Annotated in this window: 21 protein-coding genes and 1 tRNA gene; 11 read left to right on the top strand and 11 right to left on the bottom strand. The window is 47.8% G+C overall.

The window, feature by feature from the left end; all coding sequences use genetic code 11:
- Window positions 1–42: 42 nt before the first annotated feature.
- The 6 genes from priA to BGO59_RS24635 all read left to right on the top strand — a co-directional run bounded on the left by priA (window position 43) and on the right by BGO59_RS24635 (window position 8,412).
- Window positions 43–2,568: a primosomal protein N' gene (gene priA, locus BGO59_RS24660; RefSeq protein ID WP_293687814.1), complete on the top strand. Its 2,526-nt coding sequence runs from the start codon at window positions 43–45 to the stop codon at window positions 2,566–2,568.
- A gap of 35 nt (window positions 2,569–2,603) precedes the next feature.
- On the top strand, window positions 2,604–2,837 hold the full coding sequence (locus BGO59_RS24655) for a hypothetical protein (RefSeq protein ID WP_293687811.1): 234 nt from the start codon (window positions 2,604–2,606) through the stop codon (window positions 2,835–2,837).
- A complete protein-coding gene (locus tag BGO59_RS24650; RefSeq protein WP_293687808.1) occupies window positions 2,834–3,232 on the top strand; it encodes a type II toxin-antitoxin system VapC family toxin in 399 nt (132 codons plus the stop codon). The genes BGO59_RS24655 and BGO59_RS24650 overlap by 4 nt, the downstream gene beginning before the upstream one ends.
- A gap of 106 nt (window positions 3,233–3,338) precedes the next feature.
- Window positions 3,339–4,775 carry a pyruvate kinase gene (pyk, locus tag BGO59_RS24645; protein WP_293687805.1) on the top strand — a complete coding sequence of 479 codons (1,437 nt, stop codon included), beginning with the start codon at window positions 3,339–3,341 and terminating at the stop codon, window positions 4,773–4,775.
- A 225-nt stretch (window positions 4,776–5,000) separates the two neighbouring features.
- Window positions 5,001–7,559, top strand: a complete 2,559-nt coding sequence (locus tag BGO59_RS24640) for a circularly permuted type 2 ATP-grasp protein (RefSeq protein WP_293687802.1) — start codon at window positions 5,001–5,003, stop codon at window positions 7,557–7,559.
- Window positions 7,549–8,412: a transglutaminase family protein gene (locus BGO59_RS24635; protein ID WP_293687800.1), complete on the top strand. Its 864-nt coding sequence runs from the start codon at window positions 7,549–7,551 to the stop codon at window positions 8,410–8,412. The genes BGO59_RS24640 and BGO59_RS24635 overlap by 11 nt, the downstream gene beginning before the upstream one ends.
- Window positions 8,413–8,567: 155 nt before the next feature.
- On the opposite strand, the gene BGO59_RS24630 is transcribed toward BGO59_RS24635, so the two are convergent.
- Together BGO59_RS24630 and yihA are read right to left on the bottom strand one after the other, a co-directional pair.
- Entirely contained in the window at window positions 8,568–9,089 is a 522-nt protein-coding gene (locus tag BGO59_RS24630; protein WP_293687797.1) for a DUF5606 domain-containing protein, read from the bottom strand.
- A 97-nt stretch (window positions 9,090–9,186) separates the two neighbouring features.
- Complete coding sequence (gene yihA / locus BGO59_RS24625) at window positions 9,187–9,846, bottom strand: ribosome biogenesis GTP-binding protein YihA/YsxC (RefSeq protein ID WP_293687795.1); 660 nt, start codon at window positions 9,844–9,846, stop codon at window positions 9,187–9,189.
- A gap of 279 nt (window positions 9,847–10,125) precedes the next feature.
- Here yihA and BGO59_RS24620 point away from each other — a divergent pair, with 279 nt between their 5' ends.
- Window positions 10,126–10,611 (top strand): thioredoxin family protein, encoded by a 486-nt coding sequence (locus BGO59_RS24620; RefSeq protein ID WP_293687792.1) that lies wholly within the window; start codon window positions 10,126–10,128, stop codon window positions 10,609–10,611.
- Window positions 10,612–10,697: 86 nt separating this feature from the next.
- On the opposite strand, the gene BGO59_RS24615 is transcribed toward BGO59_RS24620, so the two are convergent.
- The 9 genes from BGO59_RS24615 to tgt form a co-directional block, all read right to left on the bottom strand.
- Window positions 10,698–11,903, bottom strand: coding sequence for a glycosyltransferase family 4 protein (locus tag BGO59_RS24615; RefSeq protein WP_293687789.1), 1,206 nt, complete (start codon window positions 11,901–11,903; stop codon window positions 10,698–10,700).
- Window positions 11,900–13,549 carry an alginate lyase family protein gene (locus tag BGO59_RS24610; protein WP_293687787.1) on the bottom strand — a complete coding sequence of 550 codons (1,650 nt, stop codon included), beginning with the start codon at window positions 13,547–13,549 and terminating at the stop codon, window positions 11,900–11,902. The genes BGO59_RS24615 and BGO59_RS24610 overlap by 4 nt, the downstream gene beginning before the upstream one ends.
- Window positions 13,546–14,646 carry a non-hydrolyzing UDP-N-acetylglucosamine 2-epimerase gene (wecB, locus tag BGO59_RS24605; protein WP_293687784.1) on the bottom strand — a complete coding sequence of 367 codons (1,101 nt, stop codon included), beginning with the start codon at window positions 14,644–14,646 and terminating at the stop codon, window positions 13,546–13,548. Before wecB ends, BGO59_RS24610 begins: the two co-directional genes overlap by 4 nt.
- Before the next feature lie 12 nt (window positions 14,647–14,658).
- On the bottom strand, window positions 14,659–15,783 hold the full coding sequence (locus BGO59_RS24600; protein ID WP_293687781.1) for a glycosyltransferase family 4 protein: 1,125 nt from the start codon (window positions 15,781–15,783) through the stop codon (window positions 14,659–14,661).
- A complete protein-coding gene (locus BGO59_RS24595) occupies window positions 15,780–16,802 on the bottom strand; it encodes a glycosyltransferase family 1 protein (protein ID WP_293687778.1) in 1,023 nt (340 codons plus the stop codon). Before BGO59_RS24595 ends, BGO59_RS24600 begins: the two co-directional genes overlap by 4 nt.
- 62 nt (window positions 16,803–16,864) lie before the next feature.
- Window positions 16,865–18,196 carry a hypothetical protein gene (locus BGO59_RS24590; protein WP_293687775.1) on the bottom strand — a complete coding sequence of 444 codons (1,332 nt, stop codon included), beginning with the start codon at window positions 18,194–18,196 and terminating at the stop codon, window positions 16,865–16,867.
- Entirely contained in the window at window positions 18,196–19,230 is a 1,035-nt protein-coding gene (locus BGO59_RS24585; RefSeq protein ID WP_293687772.1) for a glycosyltransferase, read from the bottom strand. The genes BGO59_RS24590 and BGO59_RS24585 overlap by 1 nt, the downstream gene beginning before the upstream one ends.
- Window positions 19,231–19,289: 59 nt before the next feature.
- Complete coding sequence (locus tag BGO59_RS24580; RefSeq protein WP_293687769.1) at window positions 19,290–20,336, bottom strand: GNVR domain-containing protein; 1,047 nt, start codon at window positions 20,334–20,336, stop codon at window positions 19,290–19,292.
- Window positions 20,337–20,477: 141 nt separating this feature from the next.
- Window positions 20,478–21,608 (bottom strand): tRNA guanosine(34) transglycosylase Tgt, encoded by a 1,131-nt coding sequence (gene tgt / locus BGO59_RS24575; protein WP_293687766.1) that lies wholly within the window; start codon window positions 21,606–21,608, stop codon window positions 20,478–20,480.
- A gap of 168 nt (window positions 21,609–21,776) precedes the next feature.
- On the opposite strand from tgt, the gene BGO59_RS24570 reads away from it, so the two are divergent.
- The 4 genes from BGO59_RS24570 (at window position 21,777) to BGO59_RS24555 (ending at window position 24,275) form a co-directional block, all read left to right on the top strand.
- A complete protein-coding gene (locus tag BGO59_RS24570) occupies window positions 21,777–22,970 on the top strand; it encodes a glycosyltransferase (RefSeq protein WP_293687860.1) in 1,194 nt (397 codons plus the stop codon).
- A 71-nt stretch (window positions 22,971–23,041) separates the two neighbouring features.
- On the top strand, window positions 23,042–23,671 hold the full coding sequence (gene rsmG / locus BGO59_RS24565; protein WP_293687763.1) for a 16S rRNA (guanine(527)-N(7))-methyltransferase RsmG: 630 nt from the start codon (window positions 23,042–23,044) through the stop codon (window positions 23,669–23,671).
- Between the two features lie 104 nt (window positions 23,672–23,775).
- A complete protein-coding gene (locus tag BGO59_RS24560) occupies window positions 23,776–24,081 on the top strand; it encodes a hypothetical protein (RefSeq protein WP_293687761.1) in 306 nt (101 codons plus the stop codon).
- Between the two features lie 120 nt (window positions 24,082–24,201).
- A tRNA-Asn gene (locus BGO59_RS24555) sits at window positions 24,202–24,275 on the top strand.
- Window positions 24,276–24,455 lie beyond the last annotated feature (180 nt).

Below are 24,455 nucleotides of genomic sequence, written 5' to 3'. Positions count from 1 at the left end.
TTAGGTTTCTGCGTATATTTACTGTCCATCCGTATCCAACAAGTGGAAAATCAGCTCAATACGTTATTTTCATCGTTTGAAAGTGAAGAAATCACCTTCTTCGCCGACTTAATTCTGCCAATTCCGGTCCCAAAATTGTTTACCTATCGGGTTCCTCGAGGAATGGCCGACATTCTCAAAATTGGTGCCAGAGTGATTGTGCCATTTGGCAAGAAAAATAGCCGAGTGCTCACGGCTGTGGTGGCCAAACTGCATAATTCACCACCTACGGCGTATCAGGCACGTTATATTAGTGAAGTTCTGGATGAATATCCCTTAGTGACTGGGTATCAACTGGAACTGTTCCGCTGGATGGCCGAATACTACATGTGCTGCATTGGCGATGTTATGAATGTAGCTCTGCCGTCGGGACTTAAAATATCGAGTCAGTCGAAGGTGCAGTTCAATCCCGATTTCGATTATCCTGAGCTACTGACCGAGTTTGAGGAGGTGTTGCTGACCGAACTCAAAAAGCATCCCGCTCTTTCATACGAAGAATTAGGACGTCTGGCTGGGGAGAACACCAATGTACCTGCCCTGATCAAATCGCTGGTTGGTAAGAAGGCCGTTATCGTTTTCGAAGAAGTCAGGGAGAAATACATTCCCAAAATGGTTCGCAAAATCAGGTTGCACCGCAACTATGAGGAGCGGGAACAACTATTAGCCCTGATTCAGCGGCTCGATAAACTGCCTAAACAGCAGGAAGTGGTGATGCGCTACCTACGGCATGTTCCTATGCAGCGTGACCCGTCGTTAAATCAGAAAGGGCTGGACAAAACAATTCTTAATCAGGACGACGAGCTTTCGCAATCCTCCCTGTCGACGCTGGTTAAAAATGGCGTTTTCGAAACCTTTGAGGTTATCCAGCCCCGCTTTTCGGACAATCTGGCGCCACAGGTAGAAATTCGGCTGACCGATGCCCAACAGGCAGCAGCTAACCAGATTATGCAGCAGTTTGCGCACCAGAACATTGTGTTGTTTCATGGGATTACAGGCAGTGGTAAAACCGAAATTTATATCGATCTCATTCAACAGGCGTTGCTGGGTGGCTCGCAGGTACTTTATCTACTGCCCGAAATTGCCCTGACGGCCCAGATTGTGGTGCGGCTCCAACGAGTCTTTGGCGATAAAATGGGGATTTACCACTCCAAGTTTTCAGACAATGAACGTGTTGAGGTTTGGAAAGGCGTTGTGTCGGGGCAGTATCAATTCGTGGTTGGTGTTCGGTCGTCGGTATTTCTCCCGTTCGATAACCTGGGGCTGATTATTGTCGATGAGGAACATGAAACGAGTTATAAGCAGCACGACCCGGCTCCTCGCTACCATGCTCGCGACGTAGCGATTATGCTGGCGCACTGGCAGCAGGCTAAAGTGTTGCTGGGATCGGCTACACCCTCGCTCGAAACCTATTTTCAAGCCAAACAGGGCCGATATGGGCTCGTTGAGCTATTCCAGCGATTTGGTGATGCTACTCTGCCCAATATTGTATTGGTAAACACCCAGCAGGAAAAACGGCAAAAGACGATGAAGAACGAATTTTCGTCGGCTCTACTTGGGGCGCTGGAAATGAATCTGGAGCGAAAGGAGCAAAGTATTTTGTTCCAGAATCGACGGGGTTATTCGCCCTATATGCAATGTGAAGATTGCGACTGGACTGCCGAATGCCAGAACTGTGCCGTTAGCCTGACCTACCACCAGCGCGATGCCGAGTTGCGCTGCCATTACTGCGGCCATAAGGAAGCTGTACCACGTACCTGCCCTACCTGCGGCTCTACCAAAGTCCGCACCATTGGGTTCGGAACAGAAAAGCTGGAAGATCAGCTTCAGATTATTTTCCCGTCTTCGCGGGTATTGCGAATGGATCTGGATACAACGCGCGCCAAAAACGCTTACCAGCAAATTATTCAGGAATTTGAAGGTGGCGAGGTCGATGTTCTGGTGGGTACGCAAATGATTACCAAAGGGCTCGATTTCGATAATGTGAGCCTGGTTGGTATTTTCGACGCCGACCGATTGATTCACTTCCCGGATTTCCGGGCTACCGAGCGGGCTTTCCAGATGCTTACGCAGGTAAGTGGTCGGGCGGGAAGACGGGCCGGCCGACAGGGAACGGTACTCATTCAAACGAATAATCCTCAACAGCCTATTCTGCAAAAGATTATCACTAATGATTATAAGGGTCTATATGACGAGGAGATTCAGGAACGGAAGGATTTTAACTACCCGCCTTTCTCCCGGCTCATTAAGCTGACCATCCGGCATACAGATAAACTCATCAGCCATCAGGCTGCCGAACGGTTGGCCGCCGAATTAACGGATGTACTGGGCAGTAGTCGGGTGCTGGGTCCCGAAGAACCCCTGGTTGAACGGATTCGTAACCAGTTTCTGTTCGACATTCTGATTAAAATTGAGCGGGATAAGGTCAACATCAAAGCGGTTAAAACCTACATTCAGGATCGGATCAACGACATCCTGACCGATAAAGGGTTGCGGCAGGTAAGCATCGTGGCCGATGTGGATTGTTTGTAAGATTTTTACGTTATTGCTGGAAACGTGACCAGGCTATGTTGGCAACAGTAACAGGAACTTATACGAATGGGCAGATTATTCTGGATGAAGCGTTGCCCATAAAGAGCAAGACAGCCAAAGTGCTTGTGACGCTTATTGAAGATATGTCCGAAAAAACAGAAAAGCCTGTAAGGGAATTAGGCCGTTTAAAAGGCGGATTTACCAATTCATATTGGTCTTCAAAAGAGTTCAACGATCCTATTGATGACTTGAAAGACTATATGGAATGAATGTTTTACTGGATACGCAGGCTTTGATCTGGGCACTTACGGATTCTGACAATCTAACAGCGAAAGCAAGAAGCTGGATTCAGGAAGCTGATACCGTTTATGTAAGTCCGATCAATTTTTATGAGACTGCCATCAAAGTTGCTATCGGTAGAGATACTGGTATCCAGTGGCCTATCCAAAGAATTATTCAGGAAGCTTTACTCTCGAATTTTACCTGGTTGCCTTTATCTGGCAGGCATATTGAAGCCTACACCCAACTCCCTTTTTATGAAAATCACCGGGACCCTTTTGATCGAATTATTCTAGCAATGGCCCTTTCAGATGACTTAGCCGTCATTTCATCCGATCATAACTTCCCTCGGTACAATCATCTGATTCGTATTCTCTGGGAATAAAGGTGTACACACTTCTTGTAAAATTTCGATGAATACGACCGTTTTTTAGGGCATCCGGTTATTTTTGCACCGGCTTTGGCCAATTTTGCCCAATTTTTCCCATCCTATGTCTAAGAAAACCAAAATTGTGGCCACCATTGGCCCGGCTTCCGAAACCAAAGAGCAATTGCTGGCATTAGCCAAAGCCGGGGTAAATGTGTTCCGACTCAATTTCTCCCACGGTACGCATGAAGACCACCTGATGCGGCTGAACCGTATTCGCGAAATCAACCAGGAGTACAACCTGAACCTCTGTGTTCTTCAGGATTTACAAGGGCCAAAAATCCGAATCGGTAACGTGGAGAATAAAGATGGCGTCATAATTGTACCCGGTCAGGAGCTGGTCTTTACCAACGATGATATCATGGGGACGGCCGAACGCGTCAGTACGCCTTATAAAGATATGTATAAGGACGTTCATCCGGGCGAACGTATTCTGATGGACGATGGTAAGCTGGAAGTTCGCGTCCTGCGCACCGAAGGTACCGATGTCGTTACAGAAGTGGTATACGGTGGCCCAATGAAATCCAAAAAAGGGGTGAATCTACCGAATACGAAAGTGTCGATGCCGGCTGTTACCGACAAAGACTGGGCCGATCTTAAATTCGGGCTTGAGCACGAAGTTGAGTGGATTGCGCTCTCATTTGTACGGGAAGCCTCTGAAATTCTGGAGATTAAAGAATATATCAAATCGCAGGGGAAGAAATGTCGGGTAATCGCTAAAATTGAAAAGCCCGAAGCGATTCAGAACATCGACTCCATTGTTGCCGCCACCGACGGCCTGATGGTTGCCCGTGGCGATTTGGGTGTTGAGCTGCCCGCCGAAGAGGTTCCAATGATTCAGAAAATGCTGGTTGAGAAGTGCAACAAGGCGGCCAAACCCGTTATTGTGGCTACGCAGATGCTCGAAAGCATGATCGATGCCCCCCGACCAACCCGCGCCGAAATCAATGATATTGCCAACTCTGTACTGGATGGAGCCGATGCCGTTATGCTCAGTGCCGAAACGGCTTCCGGTAAGTATCCTATCCTGGCAGTAGAAAGTATGGCTAATACCATCCGGCAGGTAGAAGCGACTACCGACAAAATTTACTATCGCTACCATGCGCACGTCAACGAAGAGCCAACCGACAATGTCCTGAACGACAACGTGGTTATGAGCGCCTGCCGACTGGCCCGCGATACGAAAGCCAAAGCCATTATCGGAATTACCAACTCAGGCTACACCGCCGTACGGATTTCGCACCACCGCCCCAAAGCGGATTTATATGTGTTTTCGAATGATGCCCAGTTACGGAATACGCTAGGGTTGTACTGGGGTGTTCAAGTTATGCCATATGAACCCGATCTGGACCTGACTGTCGATCAAACAGTGGAAGGTATCAAACAAACACTGATTGGACAGGGAAAACTGCAGTCAGGTGATATTTTTATCAATACCCTGAGCATGCCGTTAACCCAGTCTCGCCGGACCAATACCGTGAAATTAAGCATGGTCGATTAACGTATTTTTACGCATACCGAATTTTACGTACACAAATGGCATCGGGCCAGCATCCTAAAGATGCTGGCCCGACTGCTTTTAGGGTGATAAAAATTGTACTCTTGCAAACAAAATTTTATTTAATCCAATAATAACCTTAAAAAAGTTGGCCAAATATAATATAGGGGTAATTTTATCGCTCTAATTACTTTCATTGCCATATTCTCTTATAATCCGTATTGCGTAATGGTTTCAGAATCTGTCAGTAGTCTGCTCGACGTATACCGCACAAAGCTGAACACCTACGACGAGCTATTAGGCGGCAATGGCACAATCAAGTTTCATTGGCAGAAACTCTTTTCGTCACTGGAAAAAATCGGCCCCAACGAGTTGGCAAACCGGGCGCAGGAGATAAAAAACAAGATTCGAGAGAACGGTGTCACCTACAACATATACCAGCATCCTGATGGCCTCAACAGCCCTTGGAAGCTCGATTTAATTCCGTTCCTGATTGAGCAGCAGGAGTGGCAGGCGATCTCGAAAGGGTTACAGCAGCGGGCTATCCTACTCGATTTGATTCTGCGGGATATGTACGGCGAGCGAAAGATGCTGAAAGATCGGGTGTTGCCCGCCGAATTGATTTATACAAATACAGGCTTTTTTCGCTCCTGCTACGACGTAAAACTACCGACCCAGAATCAGCTGGTCATGTATGCCGCCGATATGGCTCGTGGCCCTGATGGGCGAATGTGGGTAGTTGACAATCGAACACAGGCTCCATCGGGCTCAGGCTACGCGCTGGAAAACCGCGCCATTATCAGCAAAATTATGCCTGAACTGGCGCGCGATATGTACGTCGGTCGGCTTTCGCCTTTCTTCACGCAAGCCCAACAGTCTATTTTTAAAGTATTTCGTGAAAAGTCCGATTATCTGAACGTCGTTTATTTAACCCCTGGCCCTAACAACGAAACCTACTTTGAGCAGGCATACCTGGCTTCTTATCTGGGCTATACGCTGGTTCAGGGCGATGATCTGGTGGTGAAAAATGGATGCGTCTGGGTGAAAGCCATCGACGGGCTTCAGCGAGTCGACATTATTATCCGGCGAATTGATGATGAATGGTGCGATCCGCTCGAACTTCGAATCGACTCTAAACTGGGGGTTCCGGGTCTGCTACAGGTAATTCGCAACGGGAATGTGATGGTGATTAACCCACCAGGTACCAGCGCAGTCGAGAATTCAGCCTTCAATGCATTTATGCCGTCGTTATGCCGTTATTTTCTGAGTGAAGAACTGATTCTGCCATCAGTGGCTACCTGGTGGTGTGGCCAGCCCAAAGAACTTCAGAACACGCTCGATCATCTGGACAGTCTGATTATTAAAAAAGCGAACCGCAAACAGGTCTTCCGATCGGTGTACGGTAAAGAGCTTACCAAAAAGCAGCTACAACAGCTCCGTGAGCAGCTTCTACAAAATCCGACCGAGTACGTGGCCCAGGAAGAAGTTAGTTTTTCGACCACACCCACGTTTGTAGATGGACAGATTGAGCCTCGTTATGCCGCTATTCGTGCTTTTCTGACGGCTACGCCTAATGGCTATCAGGTGATGGACGGCGGCCTAACCCGTAGTTCGGCACTGAAAGACAAATTCACCTTTTCGAATCAATACGGTAGTGTTTCGAAAGACACCTGGATTATTTCGGACGAAGCCGAAGTGGTTCGGGAACGAATCAAATTACCCGGATTTGTTTATCACCAAACGCAGGCATCGCTTCCCAGCCGCAGTGCCGAAAATCTTTACTGGGCAGCTCGCTACAGCGAGCGCAGTATGAGTGCTACCACTTTTCTGATGTTTACGCTTAACGCTTTAAGTCTCCAGCGTAATTTCGGCAATCAGAGTAAGACGCAGCATATTGAAATACTGCTAAAAACAGTATCCAACCTCATTCAGATCCAGCCCTGTTTTTCGGACGAGAACAAGGACGACTTCAAAAATCCGTTCCCCATCATTGCCGACAGTATTGCCAATAGCAGCAAAAACGGCACAGTGGCGTCATCGGTCAATTCGTTTTTAAGAGCCATGATGGCTGTTCGCGAACGCTGGAACAACGTAACCTGGCGAACGATCGATGTCATTGAACACATCAACCAGAAACTTCAGCAAATCCAGGCTAGCCACAATCCCAACGATATTCAGAATACCCTGAATAGTTTGCAGAGTAATCTGTTTACGTTCTACGGAATCGTAAACGAATCGATTCCCCGGAATAATGGCTACTATTTATTCGAAACCGGAAAACTAATCGAGCGGATTTTATCAAAAATCACGATTCTGCAATCCATTTTCAGCATGAAGACCGAGCCGATTATCGAAAGTGAATTGATGGAGGTGGTGCTCATGAATCATTTTGCCTTATCGCATTACCGATCGATTTATAAAACCAACTTCGAAAAAGAGTATGTGCTGGATATGATTTTACTGGATCGGCAGATCCCCTCTTCGCTAGCCTATCTGCTTGATTCACTGGATTATAGTATCAGTCAGTTGCCCCAGGCTTCCGAACGGTTGAGCAAATCCCGGAAGGCGATTCTGGAAGCGGTTACTCAAATTAAACTAATTGATGTTTCCGACATTGCGGCTGTTGAACCCAGTACGCAGGCTTACGAAAAACTGAGTAGTATTCTTTCGCAGGTGTATGGTCTGATTGCCGACGTTTCCAGCTATACCGCTAATCAGTATTTCAATCACACAGCAACGCAGCATTCCATTACCGAAACCATTGTTGATATCGTAAATGACTTATAGAGTATTCCATAAAACCCAATACGATTACAGCGAAAACGTGAATAATTACCATGGATTGGCGTGCGTGATGCCGAAAAATATAGGCTATCAGACCTGCCATGATTTCTCACTGGCCATTTACCCTACCCCTGATGAGATTGATTCACGAATCGATTTTTATGGCAATACAACGCATTATTTTTCGATCTATAAGCCGCATAACAAACTTGTTATTATTGCGAAAAGTACGCTTCAAACGCACGCTGGGAACCCACCCCGTTCGTCCTTAACCAATGAAGCAGTACGGAAACGGCTACAAACCGATCGGGCACTCCGCAATGAGTTGCTGGACTATATGCTTCCCAGCCCCTTTGTTCATTGGGACGACGAGATCAGGCAGTTCGGGGCCGACTGTTTTAACGATCAGGAACCCTTTTATGAGAGCGCCCGGTTTCTTTGTCAGAAAATTTACCGCGCCTTTACCTACGTGCCTGGCTTTACGACCATTTATACACCTTTGAAAACCGTACTGCGCGAAAAAAAAGGGGTCTGCCAGGACTTTTCGCATCTGACCATTGCCTGCCTGCGTAGTTTGGGGTTTGCGGCCCGATACGTTAGCGGCTATCTGGAAACGCAACCGCTACCCGGTGAACCCAAGCTACAGGGATCCGATGCTACTCATGCCTGGGTGTCGGTTTTTGTACCTGAGATTGGCTGGTGCGATTTCGACCCGACCAATGATCTTGTGCCCCAGGAGCGGCACATCACCACGGCCTGGGGACGCGATTTTGGAGACGTTTCACCACTTAAAGGGATCATTTTTAGTACAGGCAGGCATACATTCCAGGTGGAAGTCGATGTATTACCCATCTGATTGGCGCTACGTAAAGGCTTTGAATGTAGATTGTTGCCAGGAAATAGACTGAATTTTATCTAAAAAGCCGCGAAACCAAAGGTCATCGCGGCTTTTCGGTTCTTACTGAAAATAAGAACGTTGGTAACAATAGCTGTATCAACAAAAGCGAAAATCTATGCTTTTTGTTTTTTCTGCTTGGCAGGTTTTTCTTCCGCAGAGGCTTCTGGTGCCGTTTCAACCGACTCAGTTACTTCTGACTTTTCTTCCGACGCTGCCTCGGCTTCAGCCGTTACCTCAAATAACTCGGGGGCATACTGACTCAAGATGCCATACCAGCTTATCAGCTTTTTAATATCAGCCTGACGGACACGCTCGCGATCGTAAGACGGCACGACCGACGCCATGAACTCAGCTAGCTCATCGGGCGAACCTTTCGGATCGACCGACAATGTATCGCCATATTTTTCGTGGATGGCCAGCAAGACTTCGCTCAAAGGAATGGATTGTTCCTTGCTGTCGTCATCGACGTAAATAGAAATATCGTTCAGGACCGACACCCGTGCCGTGGGGCCCATCATGGTTTTAGCCTTTTTATCGTCCAGCGATTCAACAATAACGCCAGCCCGGCCCGGTTTCAAAATTCGGTAAAGGCCGCTGTAGCCAGCCACATTAGCAATCTGTTTTAATGCTTCCATAGAGAGACTTGTAATTTGGTAACGCGTATTTCGGTGGGTGTATTGCCCGTTTACTGATTGAATGATTGAGTTGTTGACTGATCGAATGGCTCAAAGACTAGTTGCCTGTTTTTCGAAGAGGTCCGGCGTTTCGCTTCTTTCGCTCATTCTTTTGCTCTTTCACATAGTCTTCGTTCAGGGGGCGAATAAACGAAAGAATATCTTCACGTCCGGCTCCAGTTATGGCTGAGGTTACAAAAAACGTTGGGGCCTCTTCCCATCTTTCCAGCAACTTTGCCCGGTATGTGTCGAGGGTAGCCTGCAACTTCGTTGGTCCCAGTTTCTCGGTTTTCGTAAAAACGACAACGAAAGGGAGGCCACGATCGCCCAGGTTTTCCATAAAATCGAGGTCAATTTTCTGCGGCTCAATTCGGGAATCAACCAGAACAAAAATACAGAGTAAGTTAGGCCGGTTGGTTAGGTAGCCGGTAATGAGTGCCGCAAACTTTTCCCGTTCCGTTTTACTGACCTGTGCATACCCATAGCCCGGCAAATCGACCAGATACCATTCATTGTCAATAATAAAATGGTTGATCAGCTGGGTTTTTCCCGGCTTTCCCGAAATTTTGGCCAGACCCGAACGGCCCGTCAGCATATTGATCAGTGATGATTTGCCAACATTGGAACGGCCAATGAATGCATACTCAGGCCGATCGGGACTGGGACATTTAGCGGGGTCGGAGTTACTGACAAAAAATTCGGCTTGCTTAACAGGCATACGATGAAGTCATTTATCGCCACTGCTCGTCATTCGTTATCATTCATCGAGAACTGCCATTGGCATGACTAATAATGACAACTGATAACCCTAAATGACAGACATTGGTTGAAACGGCTGCAAAGTTCGGAAAGATTACCGAGAATGGCACACCATTTGTAAATTGAGAAGCAGACTATTAATTTGCTTCAGAAACAGGCGATCAGAAACGAAAATCGCCTGTCGACGCGTTATAGACTCAGAAAAACCATTAAAGACCACCGGATTGCCGGTTCAATCATGAAAAAAGTTTTTTGGCTACTTGCGCTATTACTGGTAGGATTTTCTTCTTTACCAACTCAGGCTGGATCGCATCCGACCCGTACTAACCGAGCCAGCAACCATAGCATTGCTCCTAAAAACGACGCAGAAGGTATTCAGTTTACAGAAACCTCCTGGAAAGAAGTGCTGAAAAAGGCCAAGGCTGAAAAAAAGGTAATCTTCCTGGACGCTTACGCAAGCTGGTGTGGTCCTTGTAAGATGTTGCAGAAGAACGTGTTCACCAAAAAAGCGGTAGGCGATTTCTACAACAGCAAGTTTATCAACGTAAAAATGGACATGGAAAAAGGGGAGGGCCCTGCTCTGTCGCAGGTATATCCGCTTGAAGCCTATCCAACATTATTGTTTATTGATGGCAATGGTAAAGTGCTGAAAAAGGTATTGGGCTACCAATCGCCTGAAGACCTGATTGCCATAGGAAAAAGTGTAAAATCGGCCTCCATGTAGGCTTTACTCTGGTCGATTCGCTAGATTCAATAACAAGAGGTCGGCTTAAGTAAGTCGACCTCTTGTTGTATAGACCGGATAATTCATCAGGCTTTATTTTTTCGTAGTACCTGCCGGATCTGGCGGGCTAGAGCCGCGTTGATGATCTGCCGCTGAAACTGGCGAACAAACTGAGGTCTTGGCTGGGTAACATAAGGTGTTTCTTGCAATTTGCGCACAAATTCTGCTACATCACCTGGCCTGAACACAATCGTGTTGGGTATATATTTTTTGATGAATGTAGCTGCATAGCCCGACACGCCGGCAACAATTGGCTTATCGGTAGCCCCGTACTCAACTAACTTAGACGGAATGACCCGCTTAAACGCTTGCAGGTCATTCAGATGCACAAAAAGGTAATCGGCCATTTGATAGGCAGCGATTAAGTTGATACGATTGGTTGGCGGGTACAATTCAATGTTCTGGATTGTGTTCAGGCAAATGGCCTTTTCCAGCTTCGATCGGGTATTCCCATCGCCAATGATCACAAAACGGTAGCCGTCGCCTAATTGCTGAGCCGCTTGCGGAATAATTATGTCAAGTCCCTGCCCTTCGCCAATATTACCTGCGTAGAGAATGGTTTTAATGGTACAATCTGGTCGCTCTTTGGATAGTGGCAACTTGATAAACAGCTCATCTATACCGTGCGTATGATAGCTGTATGTGGCCTGGGTAAACGGCTTAAAGTAGTCTGTAAACCCTCTTGATACCAGATTGATATGCCGGGCATACCCAAATGTGTACTGCTCAATAGGGCGCAGCATCCGATCGGCTAGCCGAGTAATGGGCCAACTGAACCGCCAACGATTGAGTACCCCCAGGATCGCTTCCCGAAAAATATCCCGAATGTCTAAAAACAAAGCAATGTTCTTGTGTCGACTGATGCGGGCTCCTAAAAAAGCAGTGAATAATCGGGATGATGAGGCTACCACCAGATCATACTGTCGATCTTTGGTTGCCTGCCAAACGCGTCGGTAATAGGTGTAAAACGCAATGATCTGTCCAATAAAGCTGCTTTTGTGGGCTAAAACTCTGACCCTTTGAATCATAATGGCCGCTCCTCCGTGATACCATTCTTCATAACCTGCGGCAGGTGGATGGTAAGCGTTATACCGATTGGGATATGTTGTAAGTACATCAATAGAATCGCTAGGTGTGAGCTGGCTGGCTAGTTCATTGACCACTGAGGTATTACGGGTAGCTCCCGGCCCCAAATCGGGTTCAAAATAAAACGTCAGATAAAGTATGTTCATCCACTGAGTAGAAAAGATGTTTCCAGGCTACCCGTAAAGCTAACTTCCAGGCATTGGCCTGGACTAAGACGATTAAAGCCTTCGGCACTGGAAAACGTTGAGACGCGCCAAGCTGGTTTAGTATCGGATTTGACGTTTATTTTTATTGAATTGGCCTGAATGGTATCTCCCGCCAGTTGTAAGGCAATGGCTGGGTGAAAATGGAAACGTGCAACGCCTTGCAGTCCGTCTTTAGTTCGAGTTTGTGTGTCCAATAATAAATCGGTAATCAGAATTCGATCGGGTGCCAGGGCCCAGGTTCGCTGATGAAGTATGTTCATCGTCTTATAGCCATCATGACACGCAGACAGCTCAGTGGACGAATCGATTTGCAGGCTCACCCTTGCCCGGCGGCCAACGCGAAAGCTTGCCCACACTTCGGAGGAGTTTCGATCATCGACCGTTACCGTATTATGGGCTACTGTACTTCGTTCCCAGCAACGTTGGGCTCCAATCTCATAGGTCGATGTACCCGCATCAATAAGAATAGGCTGATTATCGACATATAGTATAAACGAAAACGTGTCGGCATGAGCGTGGCCCGAGCGATGGGCCTTTCCAATGGCGCCTACGTTTGCAAAAAGCTCATATCGGTTCTGCCGAAACATACGATAGCCGCTTTCGTGGAGTACTGCTTCCTGCCAAATAAAGCCAGGTAGCACCGTTTTGGCTTTTGCACACAGTTGGGCAGTTGAAGGTGCCATATTAGCGGCACTATCATTCACCATTGGAACATTGCCATTACGAAATGTCACAGCGTTTAACCAGGCCAGCATTCGGGATGCACGCTCCGTGAGGAACAGCATAAAACCGGGGTTATCATACCAGGTATCTCCCTGTAAAACGATTAGTGTGTCGAGTAATCGGCTGAGTAATCGCTGATGATAAATCGGGCTTCGTTCATCATGTCCACCATCCGGCAGAATTTGTCGGGATAGTTGCTTGCGGAGTAGTTTTTCGGCTTTTGTTGTCCAATGCGTATGCCGAAAAAATAGTCCAGCGGTCAGTAGTGCAAACCCATTTTCAATCACATGATTTCCTCCCAGATGGTACTCTATCCGTCGGTTGAGCAACGCTGCCTGTGCAAACAAATGTCGAACAATAGCTTCATCCTGAATCTGATGTCTACTCAGGAAGTAAATCCAGTTGACGATCCGCATCGAGGTTGGGTAAGCCTCTAATCCATCATGGAGCCAGAGCGTTTGGGCAACAAAATCCCGCATAAGCCTCAAACCACTATGCTCGCTTATATGGGGCTGATTCAGAAAATCGAAGTAGTTGAGATGATACCTCCAAAGTTTACCCAACTGGTCAAAATTCCAGTTTACCCACGGCAGAAACGAAATGGTTTGGTTCAAAAACGTAAATGAGCCTGACTGCCATGATACGGGCTTGTCGGCATCGGGTATAAGCAGGAAATATCCTTTGGAAATCTGGCTGGAGAACCTTAGCCTGGCTCGACCACGTAATCGATGTCGTATCTGATGAATAATCTGCCGCGCCGATAAGTGTCGTATGGTTCGCCAGAGTAGCCCCATACGATGTAGTATAGGAACAGGTATGACTGGTTCCAGAAACTCCCGAACAGGTTGTTTTGTTGACATCATTCGTAATGAGCGGCCAGTAGTATGTTTACGATGCGATTTGCGCTTCGGCCATCCCATAAACCGGGGAGAGTCATCTGAGGCCGCATCTGGCCCGGTAGTGCATCCATGTACTGTCTGATGGAATCTTTACTCAGTTCACTAATGAGTTGATTGGTACCTAAGGTGAGCGTAACTGGTCGTTCGGTTGATGGACGAACAGTTAAACAGGGGACCTGTAAGTAAGTAGTTTCTTCCTGTACACCACCCGAATCGGTAATGACTGCAGCCGCGTTTTCCATAAGATTGAGAAATTCGAGGTAACTGAGGGGCTCCAGTACGCGCACATTGGGAATATCCATAAGCTGGCCTTCCAGACCAAATGCCAACAGATTGGCCTGGGTACGTGGGTGTACGGGAAAGATTACCGTTTTTTGCAAGGCTACCGTTTCGATTAATTCCAGAACTTTTCGCAGACTGGTTTCGGTATCGACATTAAAGGGGCGGTGGATAGTGACTAAAACATAGCTTTGGGCCGATAAACCCAATCGTCCTATCATGTTTAGTTCTGTAGCCTGGGAACGGTATTGCACCAATGCATCAATCAGGACATTACCTACTAAATGGACTTTGTGGGCGGAAATTCCCTCCCGTTGGAGATTCTGGACACCAGCCTGCTCAGTCACGAATAAACGTTCTGACAAGGCATCCGTCAGGATTCGGTTGCGTTCTTCCGGCATTTGTCGATCTCCCGAACGCAGGCCTGCTTCGACATGCGCAATGCGAATGCCCTGTTGAGCGGCTGCCAGTGCACAGGCCAGTGTACTAGTCACATCCCCAATTACAAGTACCCAATCAGGTTGTTCTTCAGTCAATACCTGCTCAAACCTGACCAAGATATCGGCCAGCTGTCGAGTGGGACTTTCAGTATTTATGTGTAGGTGATAATCGGGTTCGGGAAGGGCTAACTGTCTAAAAAATACGTCGCTCATCGACAGACCAGTATGCTGGCCCGTATGCACAATCTTCGAACATACTCCTGCTTCGCTGGAGAATGCCCGGTGCAATGGAGCAAGCTTAATGAAATTGGGCCGGGCACCCACAACGTTGATAATTTTCATACCGAATAGCTGCTAATTAAGCTGGAGTAGCTGGTCGTAAATCTGCCCCCATTCGTCCATGGAATTGCTGATTGAAAACGTCTGCTGGGCAAGCTCGACAGCACGCTTGCGGTAATCCAGATATTCGTCGGACGGCATTACCAGATAGTGTTCAATAGCTTGTCGTAAGGTATCGGGGTCGTTGCTAACCCAGGACCCTACGCGTTCGGTTTCGAGCAGTTGCCATGGGGTGTGGGTAGATGCGACGACCGGCGTTCCCTGAGCTAGTGATTCAATCACGACATTACCAAAGCTCTCTGTGTGCGATGGCAGAATCGTCAGTAACGCATTGGCATATAATTGCTGTTTTTGTGTTCCGCTAACGAATCCTATGAACGACACTTTTGCCGAAAGGCCCAGGGTTGCTACCAATTGTTTCAGGGTTCGCACGTAAGCCTTGTGCGTTTCCGGCCCAGCGATCAACAGACGAAAGCTACTTTCCAGAAATAAAGGCGATGTACTGACAGCCTTCAGTAATCGATCAATGGCTTTAATGGGGTGCAGCCGGCCCATAAAAAGCAGATACGGCGGATCGACGGATTCGGGAGTGAGTAATGCGGGTATCTCCAGGCGATTTTGAATGATATGGACAACTACATCAGCTCCAAAATGCTGCTGGATGTAGGCTGCTTCGGGGGCGCTGGCGGCATGAAAGCAAAGCTTTGGTCTGGCAAGCTTTACAAGTAACAATATAAGCCGTTTACGAAAGGGCTTAACGGCTAACACAGCGGGGTTAAGTTCGCCATGAGGAGTCCATATGACGGGTTTATTACTGATTCGGCTCAGAAGCACCCAAACCACAGAAGCAGGGTAGAAAAAGCTGTTGACATGAACAATGTTGGCGTTCTGGATCGCCTGCCAACCGTACCATATATGGTTTATCGGCAGATAAGGGTGAGGGTTTTGGGTATAGATTACCTGGCCACAATCCAGCGTAATCCAGGTATTTGTAGGTACAGATTGCAAGGCTTGAGAAGTAGCGACTACCGTTACATCATGCCCTGCCTGCTTTAATGCTTTTGCCAGCCAGTAAATCGAATTGCTGGGGCCACCCATTTGCGAAGGGTAAAAATAATCAGCCGATAGAACGATCTTCATACGATTGCTTCAGCCACGGGGGTAATACAAGACGCTTTCTGATAAATAGCATCATAGTGGTCAGCCGTTTTGTCGATAGAATACCGGCGTGCATTGTTGATACCTGCTTCGATAAGCTGTGCACGATAACTTTCGTCCTCGATCAACTGCAAAATACCCTGGCGGATCGCTACTGTATCTGTCGGATCAACAAAATGGGCAGCTTCAGCGGCAATCGACCGCATTGGATCGAGTGCCGACGTAAGCACTACCCGACCTATGGCATTGGCTTCCAGTAGAGGCATACCAAACCCTTCGTAGGTGGACAAAAACATAACCATATCGCAGTCGAGATAGCAGTCAATAAGGGCTTCTCGACTCAACCCAACATAATTTCGGTAGTCGATCTGGTGCGTTTCCAGATAGGCCCGAATATCGTCTGTCAATGGACCAACGATTACCAGCGTGCAGGGAATGCCGTAAAGAGCAGTTATTAACCTGATCAGATTTTTGTTTGAGGCCGTACCTATCTGTAATAAGACTGGACGTTCGGTTCGAAACCTGGCGGGTGCGTAGGTCATTCGAGGATCGTGTCCATTGGCAACTACTACCGCTTTTTCGGCAAGCTTTCCCAAATAGTGAATTAACTCCTGCCGGGTTTTCTCTGATACAACCGTTACGTATCGCGCCCGACGTACGGGTAAATAGTACCAGAGCAACCAGAATGCGCCGTATCGTAACGGTTGATTCCTGAACTTTTTGAGGGGCCCACAGTCATGAATCGTTAGAACCGTCTGCGATCCAGGTAAGGCCAGGGCCGTATAATGGATGTCGCCTGTAATGTGAAACACATCAGCCTGTAATCGTCGTACAAAGCGTAGATTTTGCCATACGTGCCACCAGCTTTTACTAACATGTGGTACGTCAATGGACTGTATACGAGCGGATTTTTTCAGACGCATCGTCTGTTTGATATGCCCAAATAAGGTTTCAATGCTGTAACCGGTGCCTGGGCTTCGAAATAAATAGGTAATCTGCATGGACAATTGTCATTTTCGTCGATGCTGTGAATTGGCTCGCAGCAGCATACTTCGTTACGATCTTATAAATTCACGCCAATGGGCTTAAATACGCCGTACAGGATGATTATGAACACCGCGCTGTTCAATAGGCTACCCCAGGTCGAAAACACATCCGTTTCCATCGTCATGCATCCAACAAACAGCGTAGGCAGCCATAACACAACAGAAGGGACTTGCGTAGCCATCTGGATCACAGCCCGAAAGCAGTTGCGCAGGACGGCGCCATATAGCCAGGCGAAAAGCACCCCTCCATAGCCGAAGTTGACATACCCTTCGCCGATGGGCGAAAGGTTCATGCTCGTATTCTCCAGTTGGGGCAGGGTCGTGAACCGTTTGATATTGGCAAACCCACCCGCAAGCGGTTTATCGGGCCATAAAAAGCGGGGCACAAAAGGATATACAAAGGACAAAAGCACTTCACCACGTGCATATTCTTCATAGGTGGGTACTTTAGCCATAGCACTGCCGATGAGGATGCCCTGATTGAATCGAACAGATGATCGAAACAACTGGGCTATGTTCAGAAGCTTGTCTGGATGAACTAGCCGATCTGCCACTAAATCAATCATCAGCCCGGCATCAGCCGAGCGTTCGGTGCGCCAATAACCCCAGGTTTGAGAGCGATACTCGCCTTTTATGGATTGAATTAACAGTAAGGCTCCTAAACCGAAACCCAGAGCCCCCAGTTTAGCTGATGCTGTCAGTGAGCGCGTTAGCCCAACGGAGCCAATTAGCAACCATAACAAAAGCCAGAATACCAACTCACCAAACATTCCTGTCTGAATCATATTGGCTAGCCAGATTGTCACAACTAAACCAATCAGTGGTAGTCGAAATAGGCTTCTGGTATAGTGAGCGTATAGGACGCTGGTAAGCAGGCAATTCATGGGTAAGGTACCCATAAACGTAGGCGCATCGGCCCAAAATTGTTTCACCAAAAAGCCGATTAAACCCACAAAGAACAACATGCCGGCAGCCGCCTGCCGATGCTGAACATAATTGGACGCCCAGCGAATGATAGTCTGGTGAGTTGGTTCCGACTCAGACGTTTCCGTTCCATTGATCCCTATATAGAATAGCATACAAGCCGGGGTCGCATAGCTGAAATAGGTAGCCGATTCGATAGGCATAGAGGCTGCAAATACCCAGTACGTAACCGCAGGAATGAACAGAACTTCAAATGCAGCAATAGCTCCTATGCATTCGAGAATAGCAATGCGCTTGCCAACCTGATTGAAGAAGCACTGAAAGGTGTATGCCGAAAAGCCTACGGCTATCGCTTCATAAAATGAACCATAGACTGGCCAAAGGGCTCCCAGAAAAACAGCGGATGGTAGTAGTAATTGCTTCATCAGTCCGTAGCGCTGTTTTTTTTCAGATTGATCGGTGGCATCAATCCGACGGTTTGCAAAAGCTGCGAAACACGCTGGTCGAACGTATGGTGTTCCTGAAAATGGGCGTACTGTTGGGCCGCCAGTTCGTGTCGCCGGGCCGGGCGGGCCAGATAATACCGGATTTTATCAATCGCATCGTCCATAGTTCGGTAGGTGACCAGGTCGGCCGGAACGCCGGTATAGGAATCAACCGTCGGTTTATAATCGCAGAGCTGAAAGCCGCCAATCCCGTTGATCTCGAAATATTTTTGATTGACCGACGTCACCTCGGCGTAATGAAGGTTATTGAAAACGATTCTGGCACCGTAAAGCAGCCGATTTTTTGACTGGCCAGTCAGGCGCTGGCGTTGAAAAACAGTGCGCATACCTGGACGCATATAGGGGCCCTTAGTTCCGTACACCACCACTTTGATGCCTGCCCGAATTAGTTGCTCGATCATCCGAACGCGATAGGCATACAAACTGCCAAACACCAACACATCAATATCAGTGAGCCATTCGGCAACCGCTTTTTCAATCGGTGGTTTCTGGTGGTACCGAGGGTTAAACCCTTCTGGTAAATAATGTGCGTTTAGCCCGGCTTTGTGACGCAGGGCCTCCACGATATAAGGCTCTTTCGAGAAGTAATAATCAAAATCAGCAGCAATGATTTGTTGCTTTTCCAGGTTCGATAAGGCATCTGGATTGAGCTGGATAATGGGTATAGTGGGTAATTGAGCCTTCACCTGCTCTACCAGTATCGGATTCATACACCGATATACCACCAGCACCAGATCGGGCTTATGGCTGACAATTTTACCTGCTAACTGTCTGCCAATCAGTCGATCATAAAACCCTACAAAACGCGACAGCCAATAGTTACCTCTGGCGCCCACAGGGCCCATAGCAACGGTATCAACAAGAAAAGCCGCATGGCCCAGTACCCGAAACGAATCGCACAGGTGTTGCTCCAATGAATCGGCAAGGCTGCTTCCTACAATGACTACATTCATATCGATACGTCCATCGGATTTGCATTGGTTATCATCGCTCTGATACGCGCTTTTAAGCTTTATTGTCCGACAAGAGCCGACAGTACACTCACCATCAACCCCAGCAGGATAAAACCGAGCAGGATCATGGTCCGTTTAGGGGAAGTCCGCTGATGCGGTACTTTGGGTGGTTCGAGTACTTTGAAAATGGGAGTCTGCTCCTGTACTTTCAGTTTCGCCTGTTCGTACTGGCGCGATAACTCGGTAAAAACGGTCTCAGCAGTAGTCACATCCGCATCTAACCGATATCGCTCCATGCCTACTGTTTGAAGCACTACATGGCGATGATTATCGTTGTACTGGAATACTTTGAACTGGGCATCCTGAAAACGTTGACGGGCTTCGGCCAATTGACGGCTATAAAAAGCGAAATCGGCCCGTGCTTTTTCCGTTCGGTAGTCTGTTACATAGAGCGTCAGATACGTCATAGCCGCCTGGGCGACTTGTGCAGCCACCTCGGCATCGGGCATTCGCGACACGATAGTAATGATGCCCGACCTCGTATCCAGTTTGGCGCTCACGCGTTCGCCGATTTCCTCGACCAGCTCCTGTTGCCGATCTGATAGGCGTACGGTTCCCTTCAGTCGGTTCGAGACAGGCCGTATAGCTATTGCTTTTTTGTATGAAAGCCATTTCCTGAGTGACCAGCCCGTCGAATCAGGCAGTAAAAGCTGGCCAACCGTTGTGGCAGAACCATCACTCGGATAAACCGTCTGGCCAATCAGGTACAGCGCAAAGGGTGTACTTTGTACGACATTGGGGTATAAGTCGGGCCGAACGGCATCCATACCTTCCGTACTGGATAGGTCGAGGTCGGCAAAGGCAGCTACTGACGACAGTCGTTTAAATAAGCTGCCCGCACTCGTATTCATCTCGGGTATAATCCGGGCCTCTGCCCGAAACTCCTGAGGTATTAAAAAAGCCGTTACCACACCGAGTATGGCAAACAAAGACGTACACAGCAGGACACGTTGCCGAGCTTTCCACACCGTTGGCAGCAACTGGTCGGCGGGTAATAGCCACCAGCCGGTTTGTATGGAGGGCTCCAACTTTGTCGATGTAACCATACTAAGATCGTCCGGGAGTTAGCATCCTTCTATAAGGTCCGAAGTGGCCTTAATCAAACTCTATGACGACAAATCATAAAAAAAGTCTCCTAAACAAGGTGCTTAGGAGACTTTTTTTAGCTAACTAGTTGGTTATCTGGCCTATAGTCGACGCATAAATTGGACCACCATCTCATTTTTCCAGGCTACGAAGTCTCCAGCTTCGATATGCGTTCGAGCCTGCCGAACAAGCCATAAATAAAAAGTCAGGTTATGCAGGCTGGCAATCTGCCCACTCAACAGCTCTTCAGCTTTAAACAGATGACGTAAATACGCTTTCGAGTAAAATGTGCTGGCATATCCACCTAGCGCCGGGTCGATCGGACTAAAGTCGTGGCTCCATTTCTCGTTTTTGATGTTGATAATGCCCTCCGTCGTAAACAGAATACCATGACGGGCATTGCGGGTTGGCATCACACAGTCGAACATATCGACGCCCAGGGCAATCGCTTCCAGAATATTGGCAGGTGTACCAACGCCCATCAGATAGCGGGGTTTATCAGCGGGTAATATGCTATTGACCAATTCAATGGTTTTATACATTTCTTCAGCCGGTTCACCCACTGCCAACCCACCAATCGCATTGCCTTCACGCTCTTTGCTGGCAATATATTCGGCCGATTGTCGGCGCAAATCGGTATACGTACTTCCCTGAACGATAGGAAAAAGGGTTTGCCGATACCCATACAGCCCTTCACTACCATCAAACTGAGCAATGCAACGATCGAGCCATCGGTGCGTCATGTCCATCGACTGTCGAGCATAGCCATACTCACAAGGATAGGGTGTACACTCGTCGAACGCCATGATAATATCCGCACCAATGATCCGCTGAATGTCCATAACGCCTTCGGGGGTGAAGGTGTGCTTCGAGCCGTCGATATGGGATTTGAACGTGACTCCTTCTTCCTTAATCTTACGCGTTCCCGACAATGAGTAAACCTGGTAACCTCCTGAATCGGTCAGAATAGGGCGCTGCCAGCCATTAAACGCGTGCAACCCACCCGCCTGCCGAAGAATATCGAGCCCCGGTCGCAGGTACAGATGATAGGTGTTGCCCAGAATAATTTCGGCATTAATATCGGTTTCCAGTTCACGCTGATGAACCGCTTTCACCGTGCCAGCCGTTCCGACTGGCATAAAAATTGGTGTTTGAATAAGGCCATGATCTGTGGTTAAGGCACCCGTTCGCGCCTTCGACTGGGGGTCATGGGCAGTAATAGAAAATGTCATACTGCAAAGATAGAAAGGAAAAGGTGGAAGGGACATGAAGCGGCCATACGAGCGACACAGTATGCTAAATTCCTGGCTGCTTTTCGGTCTTCCCTATTCTGCACCCTCTTTTCCCTTATCTTTGCGGCTTCATTCAAAATCAACGCATTAACGAATAAACATTTACTCCTGGTGATTACGGCACTACTGATAGCCTGGCTGGTCATAGTCGGCATTCAGCTTATTTACATCTTCTTTGTTTACTCCAGAACGGCTCTCTATCGACAGTCTGAACCAGGTGATGTTAACGGGCAACGGCAATTTTTGAACGAATCTACAGGGGGCGTTACGGTGGTTGTGTGCGCCCGTAATGAACTCGATAATCTACGGGAGCTGCTACCGTTGCTGAACGAGCAAGTTTACCCCCATTTTGAAGTGCTCGTCATGGACGATCGTTCAACAGATGGCACACTGCTTTTTCTGGAAAATGACATTGCACACCTCGGCCGGGTACGGTTTATCCGTATCGACAAAGAGCATGAGCATGTAACCCCCAAAAAATATGCCCTTACCATAGCGCTTAAAAAAGCAGTTTATCCGATAGTTCTTTTGACGGATGCCGACTGCCGCCCTGCATCAACCAACTGGCTGGCGGGCATGGTAACGCCACTGGTAACGAACCAAAAGGACATTACGCTGGGCTTCTCTCCTTACTATACCCAACCGGGTTTATTGAATCTGCTAATCCGTTCAGAGACCTTATTTACCGCTGTCCAGTATATTTCCTTAGCCCTGGCGGGTAGCCCCTATATGGGTGTTGGCCGAAATCTGGCCTATCGAACCAGCCTGTTTTTCGCCAATCGGGGGTTTTATTCGCACATGAACGTTGTTGGTGGCGATGATGACCTCTTCGTGAACGAAGTTGCTACCGGCAAAAACACGGCTGTATGCCTTCATCCCGACACCTTCACCTGGTCGGCTCCCAAAGAAACATGGTCTGAATGGCGCCAACAGAAGCGTCGGCATCTGAACGCTGGTAAATACTATAAGCAGAGGCATAAACTACGGCTGGGGTTACTCCTCGGTTCACACGTATTGTCGTGGGTACTGGCAATGGCCGTTGGCCTGGTTGTTCTTACGCATGAATTGCAGCATCGTTCGTTTACCAGCAACGAATGGTTATTTTTGCTGACGGCAACGGGTATTTTTGCACTTCGGCTGATCGCCTTTTGGGGTATTGTTGGACGAGTTAGCTATCGTTTGGCACATACAGTACATTGGGCTATTATGCCGCTGATGGATATCTTATTAGCGATCTATTACGGACTATCGGGACTCGCAAACCTATTCGTTCGGCGTAAAAAACGACTTTACTGGAAATAACTGAATCAACTTACGAGGCCGCTTGGTACATATCCAATCACTCATCCTGATTCAGACTCTAGCATTTACTGATGAACATTGACCTGATTCTAAACTATTTTCCAGGCCTGACTGCTGAGCAAAAAGAGCGATTTGCGGCATTGGATGGGCTCTATCGGGACTGGAACGCGAAAATCAATGTAATTTCGCGGCAGGATATCGATGCGCTCTACGAAAAGCATGTGCTTCATTCGCTGGGCATTGCCAAAATTGTGGACTTTAAACCGGGGACCGAAATTCTGGATGTAGGTACAGGTGGTGGCTTTCCGGGCATTCCGTTGGCTATTTTGTATCCCTTGGTCGATTTTCACCTGGTCGATAGTATCGGCAAGAAAATAAAAGTGGTACAGGAAGTGGCCGATGCGTTAGGGCTTCAAAATGTAAAGGCGGAGCAAGCGCGTGTCGAACAACTGAATACCACCTATGACTTTGTGGTGAGTCGGGCTGTTACACGGTTAAAGCCCTTTCTAGGTTGGGTACGTTATAAAATTCATAAAGCAGGCAACAACGATCGGCCCAATGGTGTTCTGTATCTCAAAGGGGGCGACCTAGCCGAAGAGTTGGCCGAGATTCCGGACCGATACCGGGTTTACGACTTATCCGACTACTTCAACGAGCCTTTTTTTGAAACCAAAAAAGTGATTTATATACCAAAAAAGTAGTAATGGGAGCGAGTGGTGAGGAGCGGGAATCCATCCGGTAATAACTTTATTGCGTCAGCATTCTCGTTCCTCACCATTCGTTCTTACTACTACAACTCCCACATATGCCAAACGAAAAATTCCGCAGCAGCAGTTTTAAAGATCCCCTCACACCGGATGAGGTAGCCTTCAATGACAAAGGCGTTACATTCCGGTCGCGCAAGCTCATTGGCGGGACCGATAATTTCGTCTTCTTTTCAGACATATCCGGCGTTGAAATCGATAACGGATTATTCTTTGCCACGATCCGGGTAATTCCCCGTGCTCGTCCGGAGATTGTAATCCGAAACTTCTCAAAGGGGGACGCTCGTCGCATAAAGGAACTGATTTTAGAGAACGTACCTAACCATCGTCCCGACGCGTTCCGATAAAAAAGGTGCAGTAGGGTGCTTGATTCACACTAGGTTATCAGAAAGTCGATCAAAAAAAGACTTTTTTTCGGGGTAAATGCTTGCGTAGTATCCCGAAACCTCTTACTTTTGCACCACGATTCCCGAATAGCTCAGTCGGTTAGAGCATCTGACTGTTAATCAGAGGGTCGCTGGTTCGAGCCCAGCTTCGGGAGCAAAAAGCCTCAAATCTTATGATTTGGGGCTTTTTTGTGTTACAGTCGTTACACACATGAAATATCTGGATCAAGGCCAATACTTGGGATCAAGGCCAATACTTGTGGAGGGCGTTGTATTTTTCTAGGTTTGTGGCTTCACCCAAGTCTAGCTCATTTTGGAAAGTTTCTTGCCTTTAG

Origin of the sequence: Spirosoma sp. 48-14 (assembly GCF_001898575.1) — a bacterium.
Classification (GTDB): Bacteria; Bacteroidota; Bacteroidia; order Cytophagales; family Spirosomataceae; genus Spirosoma.
This window is presented reverse-complemented; position numbering and strand designations above follow the sequence as displayed.

What these genes read in the sequence shown, in the direction of transcription:
- BGO59_RS24620 (WP_293687792.1), top strand. Translation starts at nt 10,126, where the DNA reads ATGAAAAAAGTTTTTTGGCTACTTGCGCTATTACTGGTAGGATTTTCT.
- yihA (WP_293687795.1), bottom strand. Translation starts at nt 9,846, where the DNA reads ATGCCTGTTAAGCAAGCCGAATTTTTTGTCAGTAACTCCGACCCCGCT.
- BGO59_RS24615 (WP_293687789.1), bottom strand. Translation starts at nt 11,903, where the DNA reads ATGAACATACTTTATCTGACGTTTTATTTTGAACCCGATTTGGGGCCG.
- BGO59_RS24560 (WP_293687761.1), top strand. Translation starts at nt 23,776, where the DNA reads ATGCCAAACGAAAAATTCCGCAGCAGCAGTTTTAAAGATCCCCTCACA.
- BGO59_RS24655 (WP_293687811.1), top strand. Translation starts at nt 2,604, where the DNA reads ATGTTGGCAACAGTAACAGGAACTTATACGAATGGGCAGATTATTCTG.
- BGO59_RS24635 (WP_293687800.1), top strand. Translation starts at nt 7,549, where the DNA reads ATGACTTATAGAGTATTCCATAAAACCCAATACGATTACAGCGAAAAC.
- BGO59_RS24595 (WP_293687778.1), bottom strand. Translation starts at nt 16,802, where the DNA reads ATGCAGATTACCTATTTATTTCGAAGCCCAGGCACCGGTTACAGCATT.
- wecB (WP_293687784.1), bottom strand. Translation starts at nt 14,646, where the DNA reads ATGAAAATTATCAACGTTGTGGGTGCCCGGCCCAATTTCATTAAGCTT.
- pyk (WP_293687805.1), top strand. Translation starts at nt 3,339, where the DNA reads ATGTCTAAGAAAACCAAAATTGTGGCCACCATTGGCCCGGCTTCCGAA.
- BGO59_RS24630 (WP_293687797.1), bottom strand. Translation starts at nt 9,089, where the DNA reads ATGGAAGCATTAAAACAGATTGCTAATGTGGCTGGCTACAGCGGCCTT.
- BGO59_RS24590 (WP_293687775.1), bottom strand. Translation starts at nt 18,196, where the DNA reads ATGAAGCAATTACTACTACCATCCGCTGTTTTTCTGGGAGCCCTTTGG.
- BGO59_RS24580 (WP_293687769.1), bottom strand. Translation starts at nt 20,336, where the DNA reads ATGGTTACATCGACAAAGTTGGAGCCCTCCATACAAACCGGCTGGTGG.
- BGO59_RS24610 (WP_293687787.1), bottom strand. Translation starts at nt 13,549, where the DNA reads ATGATGTCAACAAAACAACCTGTTCGGGAGTTTCTGGAACCAGTCATA.
- BGO59_RS24640 (WP_293687802.1), top strand. Translation starts at nt 5,001, where the DNA reads ATGGTTTCAGAATCTGTCAGTAGTCTGCTCGACGTATACCGCACAAAG.
- rsmG (WP_293687763.1), top strand. Translation starts at nt 23,042, where the DNA reads ATGAACATTGACCTGATTCTAAACTATTTTCCAGGCCTGACTGCTGAG.
- tgt (WP_293687766.1), bottom strand. Translation starts at nt 21,608, where the DNA reads ATGACATTTTCTATTACTGCCCATGACCCCCAGTCGAAGGCGCGAACG.
- BGO59_RS24600 (WP_293687781.1), bottom strand. Translation starts at nt 15,783, where the DNA reads ATGAAGATCGTTCTATCGGCTGATTATTTTTACCCTTCGCAAATGGGT.
- BGO59_RS24585 (WP_293687772.1), bottom strand. Translation starts at nt 19,230, where the DNA reads ATGAATGTAGTCATTGTAGGAAGCAGCCTTGCCGATTCATTGGAGCAA.
- BGO59_RS24650 (WP_293687808.1), top strand. Translation starts at nt 2,834, where the DNA reads ATGAATGTTTTACTGGATACGCAGGCTTTGATCTGGGCACTTACGGAT.